Origin of the sequence: Ectopseudomonas toyotomiensis (assembly GCF_900115695.1) — a bacterium.
In the GTDB taxonomy this organism is placed as follows: domain Bacteria; phylum Pseudomonadota; class Gammaproteobacteria; order Pseudomonadales; family Pseudomonadaceae; genus Aquipseudomonas; species Aquipseudomonas toyotomiensis.
Window position 1 is genome coordinate 62,447 of record NZ_FOXK01000010.1, and the last position, 15,825, is coordinate 78,271.

Consider the following 15,825-nt stretch of genomic DNA (forward strand, 5'->3'; position numbering starts at 1 on the left):
TGCGCCGACGCACTTCCGTGCCTTCGGCGAAAAATTCGGTACAGTGGGTGACATTGTGCCCACCTATTCTGATCAGACCGCCGCTTTAAATCGACTGATCTCCTCTAGCGCAGCCCTTGGCGAATCCGATGGAACAACCCTGATAGATCGACGCTCTCAATCATTGTCGTTTCGCTCCCGGGAATGCGGGGGCTGGAGCAGATCTTGAGACCGACTTCGTGCCGATAAATTGCCTCAGTCGACGTAAGTTGGGCGCACTAATACACAGCTTGATGCGGACGAGGAGTCGATAAGTTGTGAAAGCAGCAGTCTACGATACAGCCGGCGTCCCTAGTGTTCTGAAATACATCGATCTTCCAAAACCCGCTGTTGAACCAGGCGATGTGCTGATTGCCGTCGAGGCCATTTCGCTTGAGGGTGGCGATCTGATAAACCGTCGCTCTACACCGCCGCCTCATCCATCCTGGGTAGTTGGTTATGCGGCATCCGGCACCGTGATGGAGATCGGGGCGGGCGTTACAAGCCGCAAGGTCGGGGACAGGGTCGTAGCGTTCAATATGCAGGGATCGCATGCGGAACTCTGGTCGGTGCCGGAGGCGCGAACATGGCGCATACCTGATGGCCTGGATGCGTCGGATGCTGCAGTTGTGCCGATCTCGTTTGGAACCGCTTACCACTGTCTTTTCACACGAGGCGCGCTTAAACGGGGAGAGACTGTTCTCATCCAGGCGGCTGCCGGCGGAGTAGGGGTGGCTGCTCTTCAGCTCGCTGCACAATCGGGCGCGACAGTAATCGCTGTAGCGAGTGGTGCGCAACGCAGAGGTCGCTTGATTGAGCTCGGCGCTGACCACGTAATAGATCGTGCTAGTTGTGACGTGGTGGAAGCGGTTCATGAGCTCACGAAGGGCGCAGGCGTAGACCTCGTTATCGATCCGGTCGGAAAGACTCTGCAGGCCTCCCTTTCTTCCCTCGCGCATGAGGGGCGTCTTGTCTTTGTCGGCAATGCGGGGGGCGGTAGCCTGACAGCCGACCTATGGTCACCGATGCAGGCCAACCAAACACTCATGGGCGTGTTCATGGGGACTCTTTTCGAGAGGTCCACTGTACGGTCGAATGTTGACAGCATGTTGAAGGCCGTCGCTACGGGCCGTCTTCGCAGCGTCATTGACCGGACCTTTGCGTTATCGGAGGCTGCCGCAGCCCATGAATATGCCGAGAAGGAGAAGCCGCTCGGACGTATCGTTATCAAACCGTGAAACTCGCTCTGAGCAGGAGCGTCAACCTGCTTTCTTGCGCAGAGATTTGTTCCATACCGCTGACCCAGGGCCAACTGTAAGATCAAACCAGAATGTTCATCTGCAGCAGTGAACTCCGCTTCTTCTCCTGTTTGCTTTGCCTGACCTTCACTCGGAAACTTTTCGTGGAGACCCTCAGCGCCGCTTCAACGGACCTGCCACCAGCGCGCTAATGCGGTTTACTTGATCGTATTGCGGATCACCTCGATGCTCTGAAGGGCGCGGGCTGCCCGAAGCGTCTTGGCATCCACTCACACCTTTACTTTGACCGAACGACAGCGGAGTCGGACATGCAGCGAAATTTCTCTCTTTCTATTGCGGCAGCGGGCATTTTCTCCGGTCTGGTCGGTTGCGGCAGCGCGCCTGTATCTGATGCCAGGGTGACCGAGCAATGGTTGGGGCGCTGGAACGGGCCCGAGGGTACCTACCTGGATATCAGTGGCACGCCGGCCGACTACCGCCTGACCATCGCCAACCTCGACGGCCCGCGTCGCTTCGTCGGGCGTGCGCAGGGGGCGAAGATCGTCTTCGTGCGCGATGGCCTGGTGGAGAGCATCAGCGCCACCGACGGCGAAGCCACCGGCATGAAATGGCTGCTGGATAAACAGAACTGCCTGACCGTGCGCAGCGGCGAGGGGTATTGCCGCGATTGAGCCAGCACACCGCCGATGACAATGCCAGAATGAGCGCCTCCAACGGCTTACGACCTGTGCATGAAAATCCTCAGCCTGCGCCTCAAGAACCTCAATTCCCTCAAGGGTGAGTGGAAGATCGACTTCGCCGCCGAGCCTTTCGCCGGTAGTGGCCTGTTCGCCATTACCGGGCCGACCGGGGCGGGCAAGACCACCTTGCTCGACGCCATCTGTCTGGCCCTGTATCACCGCACGCCGCGTATGAGCACGCTATCGGCCAGTGGCAACGAGCTGATGACCCGGCATACCGCCGACTGCCTGGCCGAGGTGGAATTCGAGGTGAAAGGGCAGGGCTATCGCGCCTTCTGGAGCCAGCGCCGCGCGCGGGACAAGGTCGACGGTGCGTTGCAGGCGCCCAAGGTCGAGCTGGCACGTATCGCCGATGGTGAAATCCTCACCGACAAGATTCGTGAGAAGGAAAGTCTCACCGCCGAGCTGACTGGTCTCGATTTCGAGCGCTTCACCAAGTCCATGCTGCTCGCTCAGGGCGGCTTTGCGGCGTTTCTCGAAGCCAATGCCAACCAGCGCGCAGAGCTGCTGGAGGAGCTGACCGGCACAGAGATTTACGGGCAGATATCCCAACAGGTCTACGAGCGCACCAAGGCTGCCGAACAGGCACTCAATCTGCTGAAAAGCCGCGCCCAGGGCATGGAGTTGCTCTACGAAGCGCAGCGCGCCGAGCTGCAGGCCGAGCAGCAGCGTCTGAGCTTGGAGGAGTCGCCGCTGCTGGCGCGGCAGCAAGCTCTGCAAAGCCAGCGCCGTTGGCGTGAGGCGCTGCAGCAGGCCGGGCAGCAACGGGAGCAGGCGCGACTCGGACTGGAGCAGGCCCAGCAGGCCCGTAACGAGGCGGCCGCTGAACTGCAGCGCCTGGCCGCCAGTGAGCCGGCCGCGCGCCTGCAGCCGCTGTACCTGGCCTGGCAGCAGGCGCAGCAGGACAGGCAGCAGGCACAGCAGGTGCTGGATGACCTGCATCAGCAGCAACGCCACAGCACCCAGCGCGAGCACCAGCAGCTCTGGCTGGCCAGCCGCTATGCCCAGCAAAGCCTGAGCCTGCGTCACGCGGAGCTGCAAGGGCTGGTCAAACAACGCGAAATGCTGCGCACACGCATGAGCGCTGCGCCGCAACGGGAACGCCTGGGCGAGCTTCTGGGTAGTTGGCGTGTGCAGTTCGATCAGCGCGGGCAACTGCTCAAGGAGCAACAGGCACTGCACACACGCATGGCGCAGGAAGGTGAGCAGCTCGCCGCCTTGCAGCATCAGCGTGATCAGCTCGGTGTGCAGCAGGCCGACGCGCTGAAGCGGCTGGAGGATGCGCGCGCCAGCGAGGCCAGACAGCAGGGCGAGCTGCAGGCCTTGTTGGGCGAGGGCGACGAGGCCGGACTGCGCCAGCGTTGGCAGCAACTGCAAGTGCAAGGGCGCGTATTGGATCGTCTGGAGCAGTTGGCGCAGAGCCGTGAGCAAACGGCTGCACAGATCGCCGAGTTGAACCCGCGTCTGACTCAGTTGCAGCTACAGCACACCCGCAAGAACGATGAAATCACCGGCCTGCGCGAGCGTTACAAGGCGCTCAAGCAACAGCAGGCCGACAAGGAGAAGCTGCTGGAGCAGGAGCAGCGCATTCAGGATCTGGAAGCCTACCGTGCCCAGCTGCAGCCGGGCGAAGCCTGCCCGTTGTGTGGTTCGCACGAGCATCCGGCGGTCAGTCAGTATCAGGCGCTCAACGTCTCTGCCACGCGCCAGGCGCTGGAGCAGTGCCGCAACGAACTGGCACAACTGGAAAGCCAGGGCGGCACCCTGCGTGACGAACTGACCCGGCTGGTCACGCAGATCGCTCAGGTTCAGCAGCAACTGGAGCAGGCGAGCCAGCAGGCCGCTCAGCAGGATGCGCAGTGGCAGCAGCAACTCACCGAACAGGCCTTGCAGCTTTCTGACGGCGCCGCTTTGCGCGAACTGCAGCGCCAGCATGAGCAGAGCCTGACGCATCTGCAGACGCGACTCGCCTTGGTCGAGACCGGGCAGGCGCAACTGACACAGGCGCGTGGTGCACGTGAAGTGGCCGAGCGGGCGTTGGCTGATGCGCAGCAGCGCCAGGCGCTGCTGGCGCGTGATGAGGAGAACCTGCAGGTGCGACAAGCCGAGCAGGGCCAGGACCTGCAGCGTTTGCAGCAGGCGCTTCGGCATCACGAGCAAGTGCTGCTGAGCAGTCTTGAGGGCTTTGCTGTTGAGTTGCCGTCGGACGCTGGCCTATGGCTGGACGAGCAGGAGCAGGCATGGCGCGACTGGCAGCAGGCCCAGGCGCAGGATCAGCAATTGCAGGAGCAGCAGCGCGAGGCACAGCGCCTGCTCGTCGATGCCGAGGCGCAGGCTGGGCTCTGGCAACAACGCTGGCAGGACGAAGGTGCGATGGTGCTGGCTCAACCCGAGCTATCGGCACAGCCGCAACTGGCGTTGAATGAGGCCGCCAACAGTCTGTCCAGTGCTCAGCGCGAAAGCGATGCGTTGCGCGGCCGCGAGCAGAGTCAGCAGACCTTGTTGCTGCAGCTGCAGCAACGCTCGAGCGAAGCCGAGCAGCACTGGCTGACGGCTCTGACGGCCAGCCCGTTCAGCGATCTTGCGGCGTTTCTCGCCGCGCTGCTGGAAGAGGGCGAGCGAGAGCGTCTGGCGGCTTTGCAGGCACGTGTGGAGCGCGCCCTGACCGAGGCTTCGACGCTGTTGGCTGCCGCCGACGCGCAGCTGCAGCAACTCGTCGCCGCGCCGCAGACTGAGCTGGAGCTTGGTGAACTGGACGAGCAGTTGCAGGTACTGCAGAGCGAATTGCGTGCACTGAGCCAGCGTCAGGGCGAGCTGCGCGCGCAGTTGCAGGCCGACGAGACGCGGCGCAGCAGCCAGCAGGCGCTGTTCGCCGAAATCAGTGCGCAGGAGAGCGAGCAGCGCCTGTGGCAACAGCTCAACGGCCTGATCGGCTCAGCCGACGGCGCCAAGTTCCGCAAGTTCGCCCAGGGCCTGACCCTCGATCATCTGATCCACCTGGCCAACCGCCAACTGACGCGCCTGCACGGCCGCTACCAGCTGGCGCGCAAGGGTAGCGGCGAACTCGAGCTGGAGGTGTGCGACACCTGGCAGGCTGATGTGGCTCGCGACTGCCGCACGCTGTCCGGCGGCGAGAGTTTCCTGGTCAGCCTGGCGCTGGCCTTGGCGCTGTCCGATCTGGTCAGTCACAAGACCAGCATCGACTCGCTGTTTCTCGATGAAGGCTTTGGCACGCTGGACGGCGAGACGCTGGAGGTTGCCCTGGATGCGCTGGACAACCTCAATGCCAGCGGCAAGACCATCGGTGTGATCAGTCATGTCGAGGCGATGAAGGAGCGTATTCCCGTGCAACTGCGGGTGCACAAGGGCGTCGGCCTGGGCTACAGCCGACTCGATGCGCGTTTTGCGGTGAAGGAAGGAGCGTAGTGATGCTGATGCGAGCGAAGGATTCCACCCTGTTGGTGATCGATCTGCAGGAGCGGCTGCTGCCAGCCATCGACGGCGGCGCGGCGGTGATCGAGCAGGCTTCGTGGCTGGTGCGTTTGGCGCAGCGCCTGCAAGTGCCGGTGATCGCTACCGAACAGTATCCCAAGGGCCTGGGCTACACCGAGGCAGGCCTGCATGAGTTGCTGCCGGGCGAGGGGCTAAGGGAGAAGATTCATTTCTCGGCGACCGCAGGGGCGGGGCTGTTCGACTTACCGGGCGGTGAGCGCAGGCAGTTCGTCGTCTGCGGCACGGAAACTCATGTCTGCGTGCTGCAGACGGTAATGGGCCTGCTGGCGGCCGGGCGTGAAGTGTTCGTGGTCGACGAGGCAGTGGGATCGCGTCGGCCGCGTGACAAGGCACTGGGCCTGGCGCGCATGGAAGGTGCCGGGGCGGTCATCGTCTCGCGTGAGATGGTCGCCTTCGAGTGGCTGGAGCGGGCCGGTACCGAGCTGTTTCGCGAGATCAGCCGCGGTTTTATTCGCTGATTCGTAGCCCGGATGCAATCCGGGACTCTCTGCTAGCGCTGCCCCGGATTGCATCCGGGCTACGGGCTGGCCTGCTCCGGCACGGGTTGGTAGTGGCCGGCCTGTAGGGCGTCGAAGTACTGCTGGTAACGGCCATCCTGGCGAAACTGCTGCAGCCGTGCGTCGAAGCGCTCGCGTAGCGTTTCACTCTGCGTCAGGCGTTTGGGCAGCATCAGATAGCTGAGGTTGACCAGCAGCGGTTTGGGGTGATGGGTGATGCGCTCGGCGTCCTCCCTGGAGAACTCGTTACGCAGCGCGGCATAGCCGACGTTTAGCTCCTGCGGGTAGAGCACCACACGCTCCTTGAGCAGTTTCTCGAAGTTCTGCCGGTCGCTGGAGACGCGTTCGATGCGCACTTTTTCCTTGGCGAGGAAGGCATCGAACGCCGGCCCATAGCTGTATTCCAGGCCGCCGCCGAGGGTCATGCCACTGAGATCATCGAAGTGCCGCCAGTCGAAGGGCTGCGTTTTCAGATGGAAGAACACGAACTGTTCATTGAGCAGTGGAGCGCTGAAGAGAAAGTCTGCCTCACGCTCGGCCTTGTGCATCCACACCGCCGTGGCGTCATAGCGGCCGGCGGCGGCTTCGGCGTAGGCGCGTGGCCAGGGCAGGAAGGTGAACTCGACGCGATAGCCTTCCTCGGCCAGCAGGTCGCTGATCAGATGAGCCACCGGTCCCTGGTGTTCGACCCTGGCGGACAGATAGGGCGGCCATTCCCCGGCGCTGATACGTAGCAAAGGTGTCTCGACGGCCTCAAGAGGGCCGCAGCAGAGCAGACTAAACAGCACAATCAGCAGGCCGTGGCGCATCTGTAGTCCTCGACAGCTCGGGCAACAGGATGATGGCACTTTAATCGTCTTGCCTTGTTGACCCCAGTCATGCTCCCGCATACGAGGCAGTGGAATGATTCAAGCCTAGCGCCTGGCTTTCGCTCTGTGCCGGGGAGTCGTTTGCAAGGTGTTGCCCCAGGTGCTGCAGACGGCTTTGGGTGAGTATGCCTATGCTTACAGGACAAGAAGTCGGTGATAAACCGCGGATCGAATGCCCATCGTCAGGCATTCCGGTGATGGAGTCTGTTTTTTGCACAAAGCGCTGCATTACTGCCTGCTCTGGCTGCTAGCCGGCACCTGCTATGGCAGCCAGCCGACCTTGACGTTCTGTCATGAGGATCAGAACGCCTACCCTTGGGTGATGACCGATGGCACAGGACTCAATCTGGAGCTGCTCGACCTGGTACAGCAGGCGCTAAAACTGCAGGTGATATACGTCGCCGTGCCCTGGAAACGCTGCCTTTCAGGGATGCAGCAGGGGTTCTACGACGGTGCCTTCGCCGCCAGCTTCAAAACCGAGCGCCTGCAGATGGGCCGGTACCCCAGCGATGCTGATGGCCGACCGGATGCGCTCAGGCGGTTGCACACCTCGCGTTATACCCTGTATCGCCGCATCGGCAGCGCGGTGTCCTGGGATGGCCAGCGTTTCACTCATGTGACAGGCCGCGTCGGCTCGCTCAGCGGTTTTTCCATTCGCGATCTGTTGCTGGCCCACGGGCTGGAGGTGGACGAGTCAAGCCGCGACCCACTGGCATTGTTGCAGATGCTGGTGCACGGCCGAGTCGATGCTGTCGCCCTGCAGACCATGCGCGGTGATTTCATCTTGCAAGCCAACCCGCAACTGGCTCGGCAGGTGGAAAAACTGCCGCAGCTGCTCGAGGAAAAGCCCTATTACCTGATGCTGTCCAACGCGCTGCTGGCGCGTGACCCCGAGTTGGCCGAGCGGATCTGGAGCGAGGTTCAGCGTCAGCGCGAATCAGCGACCTATCAGGCTCGCGTAGAGGCTTACCTGGCGCAGCCCGGCCATTGAGGAAAATTTGCCCGCGCTATTCCCGCGCCGCCTCGGCATCGCTAGAGTCCGCTCCTTCTCACATGCATCCGTTCGGGTGAATCGCGCATGACCTTCGCTGCCTGGCTGACCATCGGCCTGTTCCTTCTCACCTACCTGGGCATGGCTGCCGGCGGCGTTCGCGGCCTGCGCATCGACCGCAGCTGGATCGCCTGCTGCGCGGCAGTGCTGTTGCTGGTCAGCGGTGCGCTGAGCATGGAAGACGCGGCCCATCATCTCGACCCCGGCGCCTTGTTGCTGCTGTTGGCGCTGATGCTGATTTCCGCGCAGTTCGACTTTTCCGGGGTATATGCCTGGCTCAACCGCTACCTGACCGAGCATGCCGAGCGCCCGGCAGTGCTGCTGTTGGGCGTGGTGCTGCTGGGCGGCTTGCTCTCGGCGGTGCTGGTCAACGACATCGTCGCCTTCGCCCTGACCCCGCTGCTGTGCCGCGGCCTGCACCTGCGTGGGTTGGAGCCACGGCCGTTTTTGCTGGCGCTGGCGCTGTCGTGCAACGCGGGTTCGGCGGCAAGCCTGATCGGCAACCCGCAGAACATACTCATTGGGCAGGCCGGCGCTCTGGATTTCTGGGGTTATGTGGCCGTGGCCGGGCCACCCGCCGTGGCCGCGATGGCCATCGTTTACGCGGTGATCTGGCTGCAGTGGCGCCATCGTTGGGGTGAGGCCAGGCCGTTGGCCGCGGACGATACGCCGGTCGAGCATATCTACGGCGCGCACAGCTATCTCAAGCCACTGTTGGCCAGCCTGGCGCTGCTGGCGCTGTTCGCCACGGCGCTGCCGCGCGAGCTATCAGCGCTGCTGATCGCGGTGCTGGTGATGGTGTCGCGGCGGGTGGACAGCCGCGATTACGTGAACAAGGTGGACTGGAACCTGCTGCTGCTGTTCGTGGGCTTGTTCCTGGTCAGCGGCGCCGCGTTGCAGTTGCCGCAGCTGGCGCAAGGTGCGACCTGGCTGGCCGAGCATGGCCTGTTGCCGCAGGGCGTGATTTCGCTGGCGACCTCGTCGCTGCTGGCGAGCAACCTGATCGGCAACGTGCCCTTCGTGGTGTTGCTGCTGGGCTTGATGCCGGAGCTGTCGCACTCGGTGCTGATCGGCCTGGCAGTGATGTCGACGCTGGCCGGCAACCTGCTGCTGATTGGCAGCGTAGTCAATCTGATCGTCGCCGAAGGGGCGAAGCGTCAGGGCGTCAGGCTTGGCTTCGTCGATTATGCGCGCAGCGGCGTGCCGGTGACGTTGCTAAGCATGACGGTGGCCGGGCTCTGGCTGGCGTTGGGCGGCTGGTTGCCCTGGTAACGGCGCCGTAGGGCGGACTCAGAGCGTAGGGCGGACTCAGGAGCCCAAGCGAACAGTCCTCCATTGGTAGTGGCTGGCGGGTTGCGTTGGCGTACTGCTGCGCGAACGGAACGCCGCCCGGTAAGCCCTACCTGGCTGAATTGGCCGGCTCAGCGCCAGCGACTCTTGCTCCAAGTGCTGCGCTCTTCGGCATTCTTGAAGGTCCAGGCCACCAGGCGGCTCTGCTTCTGCCCCTGGGACATGCCGAGGATGCGTACCTCGATTGCCCCGGCCTTGGCCAGCCAGCCTTGTAGCAATTCCACGTTGCTGCCTTTGGAGACCAGGCTGCTGAACCACAACACCTGCTCGGCCACCTGCGCGCTTTCGCTGGCCATGCGCTTGAGAAAGGCGGCCTCGCCACCTGGGCACCACAGTTCGGCCGCCTGGCCACCGAAGTTGAGCACCGGCAGCTTGCGCTTGGGGTCGAGCTTACCCAGGTTACGCCATTTGCGCGTGCTGCCGCTGGTGGCCTCGGCGGCGCTGGAGTGGAAGGGTGGATTGCACAGGCTCAGATCGACATACTCCTGCGCCTGCAGCAGGCCGAGGAAGATGTGTTCGGCATTGGCCTGTTGGCGCAGCTCGACGCCGCCGGCCAGTTGCGGGTTGGCAGCGACGATGGCACGTGCCGATGCCAGTGCTTCGCTGGCAATGTCGGTACCCATGAACTGCCAGCCATATTCGCAGCGACCAATCAGTGGATAGATGCAGTTGGCGCCGACGCCGATATCCAGGGCTCGCACCTTCTCGCCGTGGGGAATCTGCCCGTCGTTGTCGCTCGCCAGCAGGTCGGCAAGGTTGTGCAGGTAATCGGCGCGGCCCGGGATCGGTGGGCACAGGTAGCCGTCGGGAATATCCCAGTGGCGGATGCCGTAGTACTGCGCCAGCAGCGCGCGGTTGAACACCTTGACCGCTGCCGGGTTGGCGAAGTCGATGCTCGGCTTGCCATAGGGATTGCTGATGACGAAGTCTCCCAGCTCGGGACTTGCCTTGATCAGCGCGGGAAAATCGTAGCGCCCCTGGTGACGGTTGCGAGGGTGCAGCTCGCCCTTGCTCGGCGCGGTTTTCACGGCGGCAGGGGTGGGCTTGCGCGGGCGTTTCGGCGGCTGGGGCATGACCGGGTATCTAGCGATTGGGGCGCGGATTTTCCCACAGTCGGGCCGGGCACGCACTGCATTCGGGGCAAGGGAAGCTGGTGCGCGGCGCACCCTACGTCCGTGGCCGTTGCGATTTGTAGGGTGCGCCGTGCGCACCGCAGACACCTCAGAGCGGAAAGATCAGCGGCACCAGCGCCACGCTGACGATCATCACCAGCAGGGTGAAGGGTACGCCGATGCGCACGAAGTCACCGAAGCGGTATTGGCCGGGGCCAAGCACCAGGGTGTTCACCGGCGAGGAGATCGGCGTCATGAAGGCGGCCGAGGCGGCCAGGGCCACGATCATGGCGAAGGGCAGGGGCGAGACGCCTAGCGCCTGCGCCGTGGCGATGGCCACCGGCGCCATCAGTACCGCCGTGGCGGTGTTGGAGATGAACAGGCCGATCACTGCGGTAAGCACGAACAGGCTGGCGAGAATTAGCCGTGGTCCGGCATCGCCCAGGCCGCCGACCAGGCCCTGCACGGCCAGTTCGACACCGCCGGTCTGCTGCAGCGCTTGGGCGAAGGGCAGCATGCCGACGATGAGAATCAGCGTCGGCCAGTGAATGGCGCGATAGGCGCTGTCCAGGTCGATGCAGCGAAACCCGCCCATCAGCAGGCAGGCGATCAATGCGGCCTGCACATTGGGCACCAGGCCGCTGACCATCAGCAGCACCATCACCGCCAGGCTGAGCAGGGCGTAGGGCGCCTTGCGCGCGGCGGGCGCGACCTCGGCCACCTCCGCCGGCAGGCTGAGCACCAGAAAATCCCGGCTCAGCCCCTGCAAGCGGTGAATGTCGCGCCAGGATCCGGCCACCAGCAGGGTATCGGAGGCCTTGAGTTTCTCGTCCACCAGCACGCCTTCCAGCGCCTGGCCCTGGCGGCGCAGGCCGACCACGTTGAGCTTGTGCCGCGAGCGAAAGCCCAGCTCCTGGATGGTCTTGCCCGGCAGTTGCGACTCCGGCGGCAGCGCCACTTCGGCAAGGCCCAGTTCATGGGCGTGCAGGCTGAAATACGAATGCGGCAGCGGCATGGGCTCGAGGCCCAGCGCCTGGTAGCTGCCGAGCAGGCCGATGGCGGGACTGGCAATGTCCACCAGCAGCACGTCGCCCGGTTCTAGCAGGGTATTGCCGCTGGCCATCAGTAATAGGGTGCGCAGGCGCTGGCGGCGCTCGACGGCGATGACGTTGATGCCATGATCACGACGCAGCTGCAGTTCGTTGAGTACCTGATTGGCCAGGGGCGAGTCGGCGCGCACCTGCAAGCGCCGTTCGCGTTCACCCAGGCGGTAGCGCTCGGCCAGATCAGCCAGGGTCAGGCGTGGCGGCTTGCCCCCTTCACCAGCGTCCTTGCGCACCAGCCAGCGCCGGGCGATCAGCATGTAGCCGACACCGAGCAGCAGCACCGCCAGGCCGATGGGCGTGAGATCGAAAAAGCCAAAACCATCCAGCCCAGCGCGGCGCAGTTCGGCATGTACCACCAGATTCGGCGGTGTAGCGACCAGCGTCAGCATGCCGCTGATCAGCCCGGCAAACGCCAGTGGCATCATCAGTCGCGCCGGGGCGATACGCAGGCGCGCAGCCACCCCGAGCACCACGGGGATGAAGATCGCTACCACGCCGGTGGAGCTCATCACCGAACCCAGGCCGGCCACTGCCAGCATCAGCAGAATCAGCAGGCGCGTCTCGCTGCTACCGGCCTTGGCCACCAGCCAGTCGCCCAGGCGGTAGGCGATGCCGGTGCGCACCAGGCCGTCGCCGATGACGAACAGCGCGGCAATGAGGATGACGTTGGCGTTGCTGAAACCGGCCAGGGTCTGTTGCAGGTCGAGCACGCCGGTCAGAGGCAGGGCGACCAGCACCAGCAGGGCGACCACGTCCATGCGTGGCTTGCCGATGATGAAGAGGGTGACGGCGCCGGCCAGCAGGCCGAGCACCCAGAGCAGATCCAGATTCATCGCAGCTCCAAGAGGTGTGGAGCGATTATTTCAGGGATAACCCAGTGTGGTCTTGATCTGCTGCAGGTTGGCGGCGATCCAGCGTTTGTCGATCGGCCCCCAGTCGCGAATCTGGTAGTGGCCGGCGTTGTTGCGTTCGCCCTCGCTCTGCTCGAACTGGCAGTCGATATCCAGCTCGGCCAGTGCGGCAAGGGTGTCCTGTGCGGTGCGTCGGGGCATACCGGTGGCGTCCATCAGTGCTGGCACGCTGACGGCCTGGCCGCTGTCGATCAGCCAGGCCACATAGAGGCGACGGTAGAAACTGGTGCGGGTCTTACTCGTCTGCATGGTGACTCCCTGTACGAACCCGAGCGCCGCACCGGGATCAGGCGGCGAACATCAGCATATAGGTGACGGCACCGGCCAGGTAGCCGATGAAGGCCAGGCCGCTGATCTTCTTCAGGTACCAGATGAAGTTGATCTTCTCCATGCCCATGGCGGCCACGCCGGCAGCCGAGCCGATGATCAGGCAGCTGCCGCCGGTGCCGGCGCAGTAGGCGAGCATTTCCCAGAAGTTGCCGTTGACCACGAAGTTGCGCAGCCATGGCAGCTCGTTCGCAGCGGCCGCTGCCAGATTTTCCGGACTGACCAGCGGATACATCTTCATGGCGCCGGCAACCATCGGCACGTTGTCCACCACGGCCGAGAGCATGCCGATGGAAATGGCGATGCTGTAGATATTGCCCAGGCTGTCCTTGAGCAGCGTCGCCACCTGGATCAGGTGACCGGCGCTAGACAGCGCGGAAACCGCCAGCAGGATACCGAGGAAGAACAGCACACTGGTGATGTCGATACGGCGCAATACACCCACTACCGACAGTGGATCCTTGTCTTCGCTGTTCTTGCTACGGTGGATGATCTCGGTGGTGATCCACAGCAGGCTGAGGCCGAAGAGGATGCCCATGTACGGCGGCAGATGGGTGATGGTCTTGAAGATCGGCACGAAGATCAGTACACCCAGGCCCAGGCAGAACACCAGATTACGCTCGAAGGGCGTGGTCGGGTCGCGGCGGCTTTCGGCGCTTTCCTTGATGCGCGGTTCAGCCACTTCACCCTTGAGGCGCAAGCTCATGATCAGTAGCGGTACCAGAAGGCAGACCAGGCTGGGCAGGAACAGCTTGGTGATGATGCCGGTGGCGGTGACCTGATTGCCGATCCACAGCATGGTGGTGGTGACGTCGCCAATCGGCGACCAGGCGCCGCCGGCGTTGGCGGCGATGACCACGATGCCGGCGTAGAACCAACGCTCGTGGCGGTCGGCGATCAGCTTGCGCAGCAGCGAGATCATCACGATGGTCGTGGCCAGATTGTCCAAGGCGGCGGACAGGAAGAAGGTGATCAACCCCACCAGCCACAGCAGGTGCACACGTTTGTGGGTACGGATGCGGTCGGTGATGACCTTGAAACCTTCATGGGCGTCGATCAGCTCGACGATGGTCATCGCGCCCATGAGGAAGAACAGTATCTCGGAGATCTCGCCGAGGTGGTGGCGCAGTTCCTCGACTACATGATGGGTGTTGGTGCTGGCGCCAGCCGTACCGGTGCCGAGCAATGGCAGGATGCTGTCGGCGCCGAGAACCAGCAGGGTCCAGGCGATCACGGCCGTGAGCAGGGCGGACGCTGCCTTGTCGATCTTTAACGGGTGCTCGAGTGCAATGCACAGGTAGCCGAGGACGAAGACAAGTGCCATCAACGCATACATGTTCGGAGTTCCGCTCTGATTCTTATTGGTTGAGACGTGCCGGAGGGCTGCTGTCAGGCGGGTGAAGATGCCTGAAACAATTGGAAAAAGGGAGGGTTTTTATAGCGAAAAGAGCAAAGAGATGAGCGCTTTGCTACCTAATGAGGAGTTCGAGCCGGTGCACTGGCCGGCCCGAAACGGATCACGCGGCCGTCTGCGGCTTGGGTGGCAGCAGGTAGGCGAGGGCGATGGCCAGCACCGGCATGATCAGGTTGAAGAAGCAGTACGGCAGGTAGCTCAGCGTCGCCACGCCGAGCGTCGCTGCCATATAGGCGCCGCAGGTGTTCCACGGCACCAGCACCGAAGTCAGGGTGCCGCCATCTTCCAGCGCGCGCGACAGATTGGTCGGCGCCAGGCCGCGTTTTTCATATTCGGCACGGTACATGCGCCCGGGGAGTACCAGGGCGATGTACTGGTCGGCAGTGATGATGTTGGTACCGATGGTGGTGGTGATGGTGCTGGCGACCAGGCCGCTGTCGCTGCGTACCAGACGTAGCGCGCTTTGTAGCAGGCGTTGCAGCAGGCCAAGGCGCTCCAGCACGCCGCCGAAGCACATGGCGCAGATGATCAGCCATACGGTGGTGAGCATGCTGGCCATGCCACCCTTGGACAGCAGGCCGTCCAGCTCGGCGTTGCCGCTGGCCGACTCGTAGCCGGCGAACAGCGCGCTCCACACCGTTTTCAGCGGCGCCAGAGCGCCAGCTTGTGAGTCAGCCAGACGCGCCATCACCTCCGGCTGGAACACCACGGCGAACACCGCACCGAGCAGGGCGGCGAGAAACACCGCCGGGAAGGCGGCCCACTGGCGTACCGCGAGCAGCAGCAGGAAGGCTACTGGCAGCAGCAGGTGCCAGCCGAGGTTGAACTGTGCCTCCAGCGCGCTCAGCACTTCGGCGATACGGCTGGTGTCATGTTCGGCGCTGGCCTGCTGGCCGAGGGTGAAGAAGATCGCCAGGGCGATCAGCAGCGCCGGCACAGTGGTACGCAGCATGTTGCGGATATGCGCGAACAGATCGGCGCCGGCCGCCGCCGGCGCCAGGTTGGTGGTGTCCGATAGCGGCGACAGCTTGTCGCCGAAGTAGGCGCCGGAAATGATCGCTCCGGCGGTGATCGCCGGGTCCAGGCCCAATCCGGCCGCCACGCCCATCAGGCCGATACCGAGGGTACCGGCCACCGTCCACGAGCTGCCGATCGACAGCGCGGTGAGCGCGCAGATCAGGCAACTGGTGAGGTAGAAGTACTCGGCGCTGATCAGCTTCAGGCCGAGCCAGATCATGGTCGGCACCGTGCCAGCGAGAATCCAGGTGCCGATCAGCGCGCCGACCGCCAGCAGAATCAGGTTGGCCTTCATCGCCATATGGATGCCGGCGAGTATGCCTTCCTCGATCTCGGCCCAGCGCAGGCCGTTCTTCAGGCCGACCAGGCCGGCGACGAAAGCGGCGCTCATCAGGGCGATCTGGTTCGGGCCGCTGGAGGAGCTATCGCCGAACAGGTAAACGGAGAGGCTGAGCAGCACGACGAGCACGCCAATTGGCAGCAAGGCGTCGAGCAGGGAAGGGGAGCGGGCAGTCATGGGTGTACCAGGTGATCGATCAAACAAGGGGTAGAGGCCTGGGTGGCGCTCTCCATAAAAAGGTCGAGTGTGTGATTGGATGGGCTTTGCAAGATGGGCTGTGTCGCTCAGCCGAAGTACCGAT

The 15,825-nt window shown here is 63.6% G+C and carries 12 protein-coding genes; 6 read left to right on the plus strand and 6 right to left on the minus strand.

Annotated elements, in window-relative coordinates:
* The first annotated feature begins 296 nt into the window (after positions 1–296).
* From BM186_RS19875 to BM186_RS19890, 4 genes are all read left to right on the plus strand, one after another.
* Positions 297–1,256: a quinone oxidoreductase family protein gene (locus tag BM186_RS19875; RefSeq protein ID WP_074917773.1), complete on the plus strand. Its 960-nt coding sequence runs from the start codon at positions 297–299 to the stop codon at positions 1,254–1,256.
* A gap of 329 nt (positions 1,257–1,585) precedes the next feature.
* Complete coding sequence (locus BM186_RS19880; protein WP_074917775.1) at positions 1,586–1,948, plus strand: hypothetical protein; 363 nt, start codon at positions 1,586–1,588, stop codon at positions 1,946–1,948.
* 60 nt (positions 1,949–2,008) lie between these two features.
* Entirely contained in the window at positions 2,009–5,443 is a 3,435-nt protein-coding gene (locus BM186_RS19885; protein WP_074917777.1) for an AAA family ATPase, read from the plus strand.
* A gap of 2 nt (positions 5,444–5,445) precedes the next feature.
* On the plus strand, positions 5,446–5,988 hold the full coding sequence (locus BM186_RS19890) for a hydrolase (RefSeq protein ID WP_074917779.1): 543 nt from the start codon (positions 5,446–5,448) through the stop codon (positions 5,986–5,988).
* 59 nt (positions 5,989–6,047) lie between these two features.
* Here BM186_RS19890 and BM186_RS19895 read toward each other — a convergent pair whose 3' ends face one another.
* A complete protein-coding gene (locus tag BM186_RS19895) occupies positions 6,048–6,836 on the minus strand; it encodes a substrate-binding periplasmic protein (protein ID WP_072426088.1) in 789 nt (262 codons plus the stop codon).
* Between the two features lie 271 nt (positions 6,837–7,107).
* On the opposite strand from BM186_RS19895, the gene BM186_RS19900 reads away from it, so the two are divergent.
* Both BM186_RS19900 and BM186_RS19905 read left to right on the plus strand, forming a co-directional pair.
* The gene (locus BM186_RS19900; RefSeq protein WP_074917782.1) at positions 7,108–7,887 is read left to right on the plus strand and encodes a substrate-binding periplasmic protein; all 780 of its coding nucleotides are present in this window, start codon (positions 7,108–7,110) and stop codon (positions 7,885–7,887) included.
* 87 nt (positions 7,888–7,974) lie between these two features.
* Positions 7,975–9,219, plus strand: coding sequence for an SLC13 family permease (locus BM186_RS19905; protein ID WP_074917784.1), 1,245 nt, complete (start codon positions 7,975–7,977; stop codon positions 9,217–9,219).
* A 149-nt stretch (positions 9,220–9,368) separates the two neighbouring features.
* On the opposite strand, the gene rlmF is transcribed toward BM186_RS19905, so the two are convergent.
* The 5 genes from rlmF to nhaC all read right to left on the minus strand — a co-directional run bounded on the left by rlmF (position 9,369) and on the right by nhaC (position 15,701).
* Entirely contained in the window at positions 9,369–10,370 is a 1,002-nt protein-coding gene (rlmF, locus tag BM186_RS19910) for a 23S rRNA (adenine(1618)-N(6))-methyltransferase RlmF (protein WP_074917787.1), read from the minus strand.
* 148 nt (positions 10,371–10,518) lie between these two features.
* Positions 10,519–12,348 carry an SLC13 family permease gene (locus tag BM186_RS19915; protein ID WP_074917789.1) on the minus strand — a complete coding sequence of 610 codons (1,830 nt, stop codon included), beginning with the start codon at positions 12,346–12,348 and terminating at the stop codon, positions 10,519–10,521.
* Positions 12,349–12,378: 30 nt separating this feature from the next.
* Positions 12,379–12,675: a winged helix-turn-helix domain-containing protein gene (locus BM186_RS19920; RefSeq protein ID WP_021488685.1), complete on the minus strand. Its 297-nt coding sequence runs from the start codon at positions 12,673–12,675 to the stop codon at positions 12,379–12,381.
* Positions 12,676–12,712: 37 nt separating this feature from the next.
* Complete coding sequence (gene nhaD, locus BM186_RS19925; RefSeq protein ID WP_074917792.1) at positions 12,713–14,089, minus strand: sodium:proton antiporter NhaD; 1,377 nt, start codon at positions 14,087–14,089, stop codon at positions 12,713–12,715.
* A gap of 181 nt (positions 14,090–14,270) precedes the next feature.
* Positions 14,271–15,701 carry a Na+/H+ antiporter NhaC gene (nhaC, locus tag BM186_RS19930; protein ID WP_074917794.1) on the minus strand — a complete coding sequence of 477 codons (1,431 nt, stop codon included), beginning with the start codon at positions 15,699–15,701 and terminating at the stop codon, positions 14,271–14,273.
* Positions 15,702–15,825: the final 124 nt, after the last annotated feature.

Excerpts from the sequence above, each read along its gene's own strand:
- BM186_RS19880 (WP_074917775.1), top strand. The coding sequence starts at position 1,586 with ATGCAGCGAAATTTCTCTCTTTCTATTGCGGCAGCGGGCATTTTCTCC.
- BM186_RS19885 (WP_074917777.1), top strand. The coding sequence starts at position 2,009 with ATGAAAATCCTCAGCCTGCGCCTCAAGAACCTCAATTCCCTCAAGGGT.
- BM186_RS19890 (WP_074917779.1), top strand. The coding sequence starts at position 5,446 with ATGCTGATGCGAGCGAAGGATTCCACCCTGTTGGTGATCGATCTGCAG.
- BM186_RS19895 (WP_072426088.1), bottom strand. The coding sequence starts at position 6,836 with ATGCGCCACGGCCTGCTGATTGTGCTGTTTAGTCTGCTCTGCTGCGGC.
- BM186_RS19905 (WP_074917784.1), top strand. The coding sequence starts at position 7,975 with ATGACCTTCGCTGCCTGGCTGACCATCGGCCTGTTCCTTCTCACCTAC.
- rlmF (WP_074917787.1), bottom strand. The coding sequence starts at position 10,370 with ATGCCCCAGCCGCCGAAACGCCCGCGCAAGCCCACCCCTGCCGCCGTG.
- BM186_RS19915 (WP_074917789.1), bottom strand. The coding sequence starts at position 12,348 with ATGAATCTGGATCTGCTCTGGGTGCTCGGCCTGCTGGCCGGCGCCGTC.
- BM186_RS19920 (WP_021488685.1), bottom strand. The coding sequence starts at position 12,675 with ATGCAGACGAGTAAGACCCGCACCAGTTTCTACCGTCGCCTCTATGTG.
- nhaD (WP_074917792.1), bottom strand. The coding sequence starts at position 14,089 with ATGTATGCGTTGATGGCACTTGTCTTCGTCCTCGGCTACCTGTGCATT.
- nhaC (WP_074917794.1), bottom strand. The coding sequence starts at position 15,701 with ATGACTGCCCGCTCCCCTTCCCTGCTCGACGCCTTGCTGCCAATTGGC.